This window comes from Actinoplanes sp. NPDC004185, from assembly GCF_053603475.1.
In genome coordinates this window covers 23,050-32,928 of sequence record NZ_JBSGFR010000070.1, presented here as the reverse complement: position 1 = coordinate 32,928, position 9,879 = coordinate 23,050, and the positions used below count along the sequence as shown (strand labels likewise).

Here is a 9,879-nt window from a genome sequence, read left to right as displayed (position 1 = left end):
GACCCGGGCCCGGTCCGGCCGCTCCCGCGCCGCGTCCATCGCCGAGCTCTGGGCCGGGGCGCCGGTGAAGCTCTGCTCCGCCTCGCTGCCGGTGGCCCGCGCAGCCGGCTGGGCGCTCAGGCCCGGTCGCGCTGGGTCGCGGCCAATGGCAGCGGCACGACGAGATCGATGCGGCCGGCCAGCAGCGCCAGATGGATCCGATACGGCCAGGGATCGGCCGTCACGTCCCGGACGAGGTCGTACTCCCAGCCGGTGGGCACGGCAACCGCGACCGGCGTGCCCGTCCGGGCGCGGATCATTTCGGCGTCGTGCAGGGTGCGCTCCCACCAGCCGGACCGGCCCAGGTCGGCGAGCACCACGAACATTCGCACGCCGTGCCGGAGCAGCACCCGGGCCCGGGACAGCAGGACTTCGAGGGTGGATCCGCAGTACAGCGTGGCGAAGCGGTGAGGTGAGTGCTCTTCCCCCAGCAGGATGAGCCCGCCCGGGCCGGGGCGCATGGTTCCGGTGCGCGGCAGCGGGCCGGGGGCTTCCGGTACGGCCAACCGCCCGGCGCTGCGCAGGCCGGCGATGCGCAGCGGCGCGGTGACGGCGTTGCCGGAGCCCGCCGGTTCCTGCTCACCGGCCGTGCGCCGGAATGCGGTCTCCGCGTCCTGCAGACGCTGTGGGCAGCGCCGCCGCAGCGCGAGGTAGGTCATCGCCGGCGTGCGGGTCAGGAAGTTCAGCCCGAACTGCTCCACGGGAAGGTGCAGACGGGTGCCGTACGTTTCCCACCAGCGCATGCTGGGCGCTGCCCAGCGCTGGGTACGCGCGACCGCGGGCCGACGCCGGCGTTCGTACTCGGCGAACGCGTCGGCGGGGCGGTCATGAGTGCCCAGAGCATCCCCGAGCGCGAGCGCGTCTTCGAGGGCGAGCTTGGTACCCGAGCCGACGGTGAAGTGGGCGGTGTGGGCGGCGTCGCCGAGCAGCACGGTGGCGCCGTGCGACCAGCGTAGATTCTCCACCACCGTGAAGCGCCGCCAGCGGCTCGCGGCGCTGATCAGCGGGCAGCCCTTGAGCGGCACGGCGAAGACGCCGGCGAGGTACGCCAGTGCCTTGCCGTCGATGGTGCCGCCTGGTTGCACGGCTCGGTCGAGCCCGGCACGGCGCCAGGTGTCGTCGTCCATCTCGACCACTACGGTGCTCATTCCGCCGCCGTAGGCGTACATGTGCACGGCCATCGGACCGGCGCTGGTGCGCTCGAAGGCCATCACCGCCGTGTCGCCGATGTCGGCGGTCGTACCGAGCCAGATGAACCGGGCCGCCCCGGTTCGTGTGCGCGTACCGAACTCGTGCCGCAGGGTGTCGCGGTGCGTCGATGCGGCGCCATCGGCAACGGCCACCACATCCCCGGACGCCTCTCCGGGCCGCAGTTCGTGGCCGTAGTGCAGGCGGGCCCCGGCCGCATCGGCCTGTTGCCGCAGGACCGACAGCAACGCGTGCCGGGAGATGGTACTGACCTCGAAGCCGGGATAGGTCACCGCCCGCGAGCCGAGCCGCACGGTGACTCCGCGCTGGGCTACGCTCGCCGCGGTGATGAGCCGGTGGGTCTCGGGGTCGTGCTCGGCCACGGCGCGCAGGGTGCGCTCGGACAGCGAGACGCCGAAGCCGGAAGTACCCGCGGCGCTCAACCTGTCGTAGACGTCGACGACGGTGCCCGGGGACCGTAACCGCACCGTACGAGCGAGGAACAGTCCCGCCGGGCCGGCACCGACGATGGTGACCCGGCCGCCGCCTACTGAGTAGCGCACGAGGAACCGCCTTCCGCAGCGAAGTCGTTGGTGATCCTCCCGGGCCTCGGGCCCCCGGCTCACCTTCCGCAGTGCGCAGCGGATCCCACCGGCGGCGGCGCATACCGGAAGGTGCCAGGGCTGCGGCGCCGCCGCCACGATCGGTGCCATCCCGTCGCCGCGCGCTGCCGCGGGCGACCCGTCTGCATGCCTGAGCGGAGAACGATGGCCACCGAACGCGACATCACCCTCTCCCGAGCCGACTACCTACGGATCCTGGTGCACGGCACCACAGCGTTCGAGCTGTTGCGTACCGGCCTTGATCTGGGCCTGTTCGAGCGGCTCGAGATCGACGGCGGCCTCGATGTGCCGGGTGTCGCCACGGCCCTCGGCATCGCCGAGCAACCCGCCCGGGTGCTGCTGCTCGGGCTGGCCGGCCTGCGCCTGATCGAGCTGCGGGCGGGCCGCTACGTGAACACGGATCTGGTCCGCACCAAACTGCTGCGGGCCGGTCCTCGCTATCTCGGGGCGCTGATCGACGTCCAGGACCGGGTCATCAATGCGGCGATGGCTGACCTGAGCGAGGCCGTCCGCAAGGGCACCAACGTGGGTTTGCGCCACATCGACGGGCCCGGCTCGACCCTGTACGAGCGGCTCAGCGCGCACCCCGAGCTGCAGCACGTCTTTTACGCCAACATGGGCGACGCCTCACGCAAGTCCATCGGACAGTTCCTCGGCGCCTACGACCTCAGCGACGCCCGCCGGGTACTGGATATCGGCGGCGGGGACGGTTCCAACAGCATCGCGCTCGCCACCCGCTATCCCGGGCTCGAGGCGACCGTCCTGGACCAGGGCAGCGTCGTCGAACTGGCCGCACAGCGCCTCGACGACCCCGATCTACGGCGCCGAATCCACTTCCACGCCGGGGATCTGTTCACCGGGGACCTGCCCAGCGGACACGACGTCATCCTCGTCTTCCACATCTTCGAGATCTGGTCGCTGGAACGCAACGTCGAACTGCTACGCCGCTGCCGGGCCGCGCTGACTGAGGGCGGCCGGTGCCTGGTCTACAACTTCGTCTCCGACGACGCGGGCACCGGCCCGCTGAGTGCGGGGTTCCTGTCGGCGTACTTCCTCACGCTGGCCTCCGGTGAGGGCATGGCCTACTCCGCCGCTGACATGGAGCGCGCGGTGCTCGCGGCGGGGTTCACCACGGCCGAGCGGCACGACGGCCTCGGCTTCAGCCACGCCCTGGTCGTCGGCCACCGCTGAGGTTTGCCGCCGCCCACACCAGATCCGGCGCGCCCAAGGAGAACCTGATGCCATCACCCGAGCCCATCGCCATCATCGGCATGTCCTGCCGGTTCGCCGGCGGCGTCACGTCGCCCGAGCAATTCTGGGATCTGCTGCGCACCGGCCGCGACACGATCGGCCGGGTGCCGGCCGACCGTTGGCAGTTCTACGCCCGGCAGAGTTCGGAGCATGCCGCCGCAGTCCGTGACACCCCTGCCACGGGGTCGTTCCTCGACGACATCAAGGGCTTCGACGCCGAGTTCTTCGACATCACGCCGCGCGAGGCGGCACTCATGGACCCCCAGCAGCGCATGGTGCTGGAGCTGGCCTGGGAGGCACTCGAGCACGCCGGTGTGCCCCCGCGTGACCTGGCCGGTACCGATGCCGCCGTGTTCATGGGGGTGGGAGCTGACGACTACGGCCGCCGGCTGCTGGAGGACCTGCCCACGATCGAGGCGTGGACCGGCATCGGCGGCGCGTACTGCGCGGTGGCCAACCGGGTGTCGTACGCACTGGACCTGCGCGGGCCGAGTGTCGCCGTGGACACGGCCTGTTCGTCGTCTCTGGTCGCCATCCACCTCGCGGCGCAGGCGCTGCGGGCCGGGGAGTGCGAGGTCGCGCTGGCCGGCGGCGTTCTGGTCATGGCCGCGCCCGGCCTGTCGCTGGTGCTCGACGCGGCGGGTGCCACCTCCCCGGACGGGCGCAGCAAGTCCTTCGACGCCGCGGCCGACGGCTACGGCCGCGGTGAGGGCGGCGGCGTGGTAGTGCTTAAGAGGCTGCGCGACGCCGAGCGCGACGGTGACCGGGTGCTGGCGGTGGTACGGGGCAGCGCCGTGCGTCAGGACGGCCGGACCAACGGCATCATGGCACCGGATGCCGACGCTCAGATGTATCTGTTGCGCAGAGCGTACGCCGCGTCCGGGATCGACCCGGCGACCGTCGACTACGTGGAGGCGCACGGCACCGGTACCCGGGTGGGCGATCCGCTGGAGGCGGCCGCCATGGCGTCGGTGTTCGGCGTCGGGCGCCGTACGCCGTGCCTGATCGGCTCGGTCAAACCCAACATCGGCCACCTGGAGGCGGGTTCCGGGGTGGCCGGCGTGATCAAGGCGGTGCTGGCGCTGCGCCACGGCACGATCCCCGCGAGCCTCAATGTGACCCGGCCGAACCCGGCGATCGACTGGGACGCCACCAACCTGCGGGTGGCCACCGAGCTCACCGCGTGGCCCGACGGGCCGGGCCCGCGCCGCGCCGGGGTCTCCGGGTTCGGCTACGGCGGCACCATCGCTCACGTCATCCTCGAGCAGGCACCGGCAGCCGCTACGGTTGACGCCGAGGTCGACACGAACCTCTACCCGTTGTCGGCGGCGACCCCACAGGCGCTGGCCGAGCAGGCCGGACGACTCGCGGACCGGCTCGCCGCCGGCGATGTCTCGCTGGCCGCCGCCGGTCACACCCTCGCGCTGCGGCGCTCGCACCTGCCCGAGCGCGCCGCGGTCGTGGCCGGCGACCACGACGAGCTCATCACCGGTCTGCGCGAGGTGGCCGCACGGGCGCGCAGCGCTCTGACCGGTCAGGTGCTCCCGCACGCCGGCCGCGGAGTGGTGTGGGTCTTCTCCGGACACGGCTCGCAGTGGACCGGCATGGCCCGGGAACTCACCGCCACGCATCCCGTCTTCGCCGCGGTCATCGACCGGCTGGAGCCCGTCTTCGCCGCGGAGCTGGGGGTTTCGCTGCGTGCCCTGCTGGCCGAGGACCGCACGCATCCGGTGGACGTGGTGCAGCCCATGATCTTCGCGGTGCAAGTCGCGCTGGGTGCGGCATGGCGGGCGGCGGGCGTACGCCCGGACGCGGTCATCGGGCATTCGGTCGGTGAGATCGCCGCCGCCGTGACCGCCGGCATGCTGACGCCGGAAGAGGGCGCCCGGCTGGTCTGCCGACGATCGTTGTTGCTGCGCCCCGTCATCGGCGCCGGCGCGATGGCGATGATCAACATCGCTCCGGCCGAGGCGCAGCGCAGGCTCGGCGCGCGCGACGACGTCGTGGTCGCCATCGCCGCGTCGCCCGGCTGGACGGTTGTCTCCGGCGCCCCGGACGCCGTGGCGCAGCTCAGCGAACACTGGCGCGCCGACGGGTTCGCCGTACGGATGGTCAACTCCGACGTCGCCTTCCACAGCCCCCAGATGGATCCGCTGCTCGACAAGCTCGCCGCGGCCGCGCACGACCTGTCGCCGCGTCCGCCCCGGATCCGGGTCTACAGCACCGCCATGGATGATCCACGCTCCGCGACAGCCCGCGACGGCTCGTACTGGGCCCGTAACCTCCGCGACCAGGTACGGCTGGCCGGTGCGGTCACGGCGGCCGCCGAGGACGGCTACCGGCTTTTCGTGGAGATCTCCCCGCACCCGGTGGTGGCGCACTCGGTCGATGACACGTTGACGTCGCTCGGGATATCAGACGCGTACGTGGGCATCTCGCTGCGCCGGGGCCGCCCGGAGCTGCGAAGCCTGCTGACCGCGGCCGCCGAGCTCTACTGCCGTGGCGCGGAGGTCGACTGGGCCGCGCTGTGGCCACGTCGTGAGCTGGCCGACCTGCCGGGAACCGCCTGGCAGCACAAGCCGTACTGGGTCGAGGAATCAGCCGCGCGTCCGGCCGTGACGACCCACGATCCATTCACCCACACCCTGCTCGGCCACCGGGTCACGGTGCGCGGCACGAGCACGGTCGATTCCTGGTCCACAGTGGTTGATCTCAACTCGCGGCCGTATCCCGGGCGCCATCCCGTCCGCGGGGTCGAAATCGTGCCCGCCGCCGTACTGCTGGAGACCTTCCTCGCAGCGGCGTCGGCGCGGCGCGCCTGGCCGGATCTGACCGACGTGGCCCTGCGGGTGCCGGTGAGCCTGGCCCAGCGCCGCGACCTGCAGGTGTCGTTGCAGGACGGCTCGCTGCGACTCAGTTCGCGGATCGCCGGCGGCCGCGACGACGACGATGACCGCGGCTGGCTCACCCACACGACCGCCACGGTCACCACCCACGCCGGGCTGCCCGGCACCGCCGAAACCGTTGAGACAGCGGAGGAGCTGGCCCCGAGCTACGTCGTGGACCGGCTGGCCACCCTCGGGGTCGCCGCCATGGGCTTCGCCTGGAACGTGCGTTCGCTGCGCCGGGGCCTAGACGTGCTGAGCGCCGTGGTGGACCTGGACGGCGGCTCGTACGGCCCGCACCGGTGGACGCCGATCCTCGACGCCGCTCTGTCGATCGCGTCGGTCATCTTCCCGGGGCCTGCGGTGCTGCGCATGCCCGCACACCTGGGCCGGATCACCCTCGCCCCCACCGCCCCGCGCGCGGCCCGGATCACGGTGCGCCGCACCGCAGCGGAAACCGTGACCGTCGAGATCACCGATGCCGGCGGCGTCCCGGCGGCGCGCCTGGACGACCTGCGCTACGGCCGGATGGAGGCAACCGAGCAGGACGCCACCTTGGTGTACACGGTCGGATGGCGCCCCGCCGCCGTAACAGCACCGCAGGACCAGGCCGCGAAGCCTCTGGTCGTGCTCGGTCCTCCTTCGCCGTTGCGCTCCCGGCTGGCCACCGCCCTCGGCTGTCCCGCGCTCGAAGCCCCGGAGCACCTGACGGCACCGGCCGCTGTCGTCGTGGCGCCCCCACCGGTCGCCGAGGACGCCGCCTGGCTGCTGGCCCGCACCGCCGGGCACCCGGCGGTCACCCGGCTGTGGGCGATCACCGAGGGCGTCCTGGAGGGCCGCACCGCCGCCGCGCCGGAGCACGGCGCGCTGTGGGGGCTGGGCCGGGTCATCGGTGGCGAGCAGCCCGGGCTGTGGGGCGGCGTGATCGACATCGGAGCCGATCCGGCCGACGCCGGTGCCCTCGCCGAGGTGCTGCGCACGGTCCGCGGCGAGGATGTCGTCGCCGTACGCGGCGGTGTGACAAGCGTGCCTCGGCTGCGACCGCGCGTCGGCCCGATGGCCAGAACAGATCAGGACTGTGGTCCCGGTGCCACGTATCTGATCACCGGCGGTCTGGGGGTCCTCGGCCTGGAGGTGGCCAGGTGGCTGGCCGGGCGCGGCGCCCGTCGGCTCGTCCTCACCGGTCGGCAGGGTTTGCCGCCGCGCGAACGCTGGCACGAGGTGTCCGAGCCCGGTGTGCGGGCTCGTGTTGACGCGGTGGTCGCACTGGAACGCCTCGGCGTCACGGTGCAACCGCTCGCTCTGGACGTCGCCGACGCCGCCGCGGCCCGCCGGCTGCTCGACCCGTCCACGCTCGGGCTGCCGCCGATCCGTGGCGTCGTGCACGCCGCCGGTGTGCTCGACAACCGCCTGCTGCGTGACCTCGATGAGGCCTCGCTGCGCACAGTCATGCGTCCGAAGGTGAGCGGGGCACGGGTGCTGCACGAGTTGTTCCCGCCGGGCAGCGTCGACTTCTTCGTGCTGTTCTCCTCCGCGGGGCAGTTGCTGGGTCTGCCCGGCCAGGCGTCGTACGCCGCCGCCAACGCCTACCTGGACACCCTCGCTGCTCACCGGCGCGCGGCCGGTGACGCGGGCAGCCTGGCGATCGGCTGGACGTCGTGGCGCGGGCTGGGCATGTCGACCTCGTCCGAGGCGATCGACCTCGAGCTGGCCGCGCACGGCACGGCGGACATCACCGCCGCTGAGGCGTTCGACGCCTGGGAGCTGCTGGCTGGAGGGGACGACGCGTACGCGGCCGTGCTGCGTGTGCATCCGCCGGGCCCGGGTGAGCCGGCTCGGACCCCGTTGCTGCGCGACCTCGCCGCCGTGGCGGAGGTGCGGACGGCGCCGGTGCGGGCCGACGCTCCGTGGGCCCTGCTGGGGGGCGCTGAGCGGCATGCCGCCCTGGTCGATGCGGTGGCTCACCGGGTGGCCGAGGAGTCGGGGCTGAGCGCCACCGACATCGACAATCATCGTCCCCTGACCGAGATGGGTCTCGACTCGCTCATGACCACTCGGGTCCGTCACCGGCTGCAACAGGACTTCTCCGTGGCGCTGCCCGCCACGCTGTTGTGGGATCAGCCCACCGTCGACGGCATCGCCGCCTACGCCGGCGGGCTGTTGCCGCAGGCGCCGGGCACCGCGGAAGGAGTTTTGTGATGACCTCCGGCATCGTGCCGTGGCCGGCCGATCTGGCTCATGCCTATCGGGCGGCCGGATGCTGGCGCGGCGAGGCCCTCGGCGCTCACCTGTGGCGCCGGGCCGCCGACCACCCCGACCGGGTGGCGGTGGTCGACGACACTCGTCGCTTGACCTACCGGGAACTGGCTGTGCTCGCCGACCGGCTGGCCGAGGGCATGGCCGGACTGGGCCTGCGCCGCGGTGACAGTGTGCTGGTCCAGCTACCCAACAGCTGGGAATTCGTCGTGGTGTTGCTGGCCTGTCTGCGCGCCGGCGTGGCTCCGGTGATGATGCTGCCACCGCACCGGGAGAATGAGCTGGGCGCGATCGGCGAGCATGTGGACGCCCGTGCGGTCATCGTGCCCGGCACGTGGCGCGGCTACGACCACGAGGCCCTGGCCCATCGGGTGCTGCCACGGTTGGCAGGCGGGGCACGCGTGCTGGTCTGTGGTGAACCGCGCCGGGAGACCAGTGCACGCCTGGGCGATCTGCTCGAGTCGGACGTGGTCGACGACGCGCTACGGCGGCGCGAGCGCCTGGATGCGCGTGCGCCCGGTGGCGGGGATGTGGCGGTGTTCCTGTTGTCCGGCGGCACGACCGCCGTTCCCAAGGTCATCGCGCGTACCCACGACGACTACGCCTACAACATCCGCTGTGCGGTGGCGGCCTGCGCATTCGACGCGCGGACGGTCTATCTGGCGGCGCTGCCTGCCGGGCACAACTTTCCGCTGGCCAATCCCGGGATCCTGGGCACGCTGGCCGTCGGTGGCCGGGTGGTGCTGGTCGGTTCGCCACGTCCGGAGGCGGTGTTCGCCGCCATCGAGGCTGAGCGGGTCACCGTGACGGCAGCGGTGCCGGCCGTGGTGCTGCGTTGGATGGAGGCCGCCGCGACGACCCGCCACCACCTCGACAGCCTGCGTTACGTCCAGGTGGGCGGATCGATGCTGTCGCCGGAGGTCGTGGCGCGGATCCGTCCGGCGCTGGGCTGCGGGCTGCAACAGGTGTACGGGATGGCCGAGGGCCTGATCTGCTGCACCCGGCCCTACGCCCCCGACCCGATGGCCGACACGACGCAGGGCACGCCGATCAGCGCCTACGACGAGCTGCTCGTGGTGAACCGTGACGGCGCACCGGTGCCGCCCGGCGGGATAGGCGAGCTGCTGACCCGGGGGCCGTACACCCCACGCGGCTACTACCGGGCTCCGCAGCAGAACGCGGTGTCGTTCACCTCCGACGGCTGGTACCGCACCGGCGATCTCGTCCGGCTCACCGCGAGCGGCCACGTCGTGGTGTGCGGGCGGGTGAAGGACCTGATCAACCGCGGCGGCGAGAAGATCTCCGCCGGCGAGATCGAGCAGCTGCTGCAGGAACTGCCCGAGGTGGCCGAGGTGGCCGCGGTCGCGGTGCCGGATCCGGCGGTCGGCGAACGGGTCTGCGCCGTGGTGCGACTGCACCCGGAGCATTCGCTGACGCTGCCGGACGTACGGGCTTTTCTGGCCGCGCGCGGTGTCGCGGCGTTCAAGGCACCGGAGCATCTGGTCGTGGTCGATCAGCTGCCGCACACTCCGGTGGGAAAGCCGGACAAGGCCAGACTCCGTTCCCTGGTGAATACGGCCTTAAGCGGCGCTTGAGATGTTTCCCGGCAGATTGTTGGCCAGACACCGATGAGTTGC

General features: G+C 72.4%; 4 protein-coding genes. 3 read left to right on the top strand and 1 reads right to left on the bottom strand.

Annotated elements, in window-relative coordinates:
- Positions 1-116: 116 nt before the first annotated feature.
- On the bottom strand, positions 117-1,790 hold the full coding sequence (locus tag ACWEOZ_RS40865) for an FAD-dependent monooxygenase (protein ID WP_451916056.1): 1,674 nt from the start codon (positions 1,788-1,790) through the stop codon (positions 117-119).
- Positions 1,791-1,994: 204 nt separating this feature from the next.
- Between ACWEOZ_RS40865 and ACWEOZ_RS40860 the strand changes: the two genes are divergently transcribed.
- The 3 genes from ACWEOZ_RS40860 to ACWEOZ_RS40850 are packed head-to-tail and all read left to right on the top strand — an operon-like array spanning position 1,995 to position 9,837.
- Positions 1,995-3,041, top strand: coding sequence for a methyltransferase (locus ACWEOZ_RS40860; protein WP_451916055.1), 1,047 nt, complete (start codon positions 1,995-1,997; stop codon positions 3,039-3,041).
- A gap of 47 nt (positions 3,042-3,088) precedes the next feature.
- Complete coding sequence (locus ACWEOZ_RS40855; RefSeq protein WP_451916054.1) at positions 3,089-8,185, top strand: type I polyketide synthase; 5,097 nt, start codon at positions 3,089-3,091, stop codon at positions 8,183-8,185.
- Positions 8,185-9,837, top strand: a complete 1,653-nt coding sequence (locus ACWEOZ_RS40850) for a (2,3-dihydroxybenzoyl)adenylate synthase (protein WP_451916053.1) — start codon at positions 8,185-8,187, stop codon at positions 9,835-9,837. The genes ACWEOZ_RS40855 and ACWEOZ_RS40850 overlap by 1 nt, the downstream gene beginning before the upstream one ends.
- Positions 9,838-9,879 lie beyond the last annotated feature (42 nt).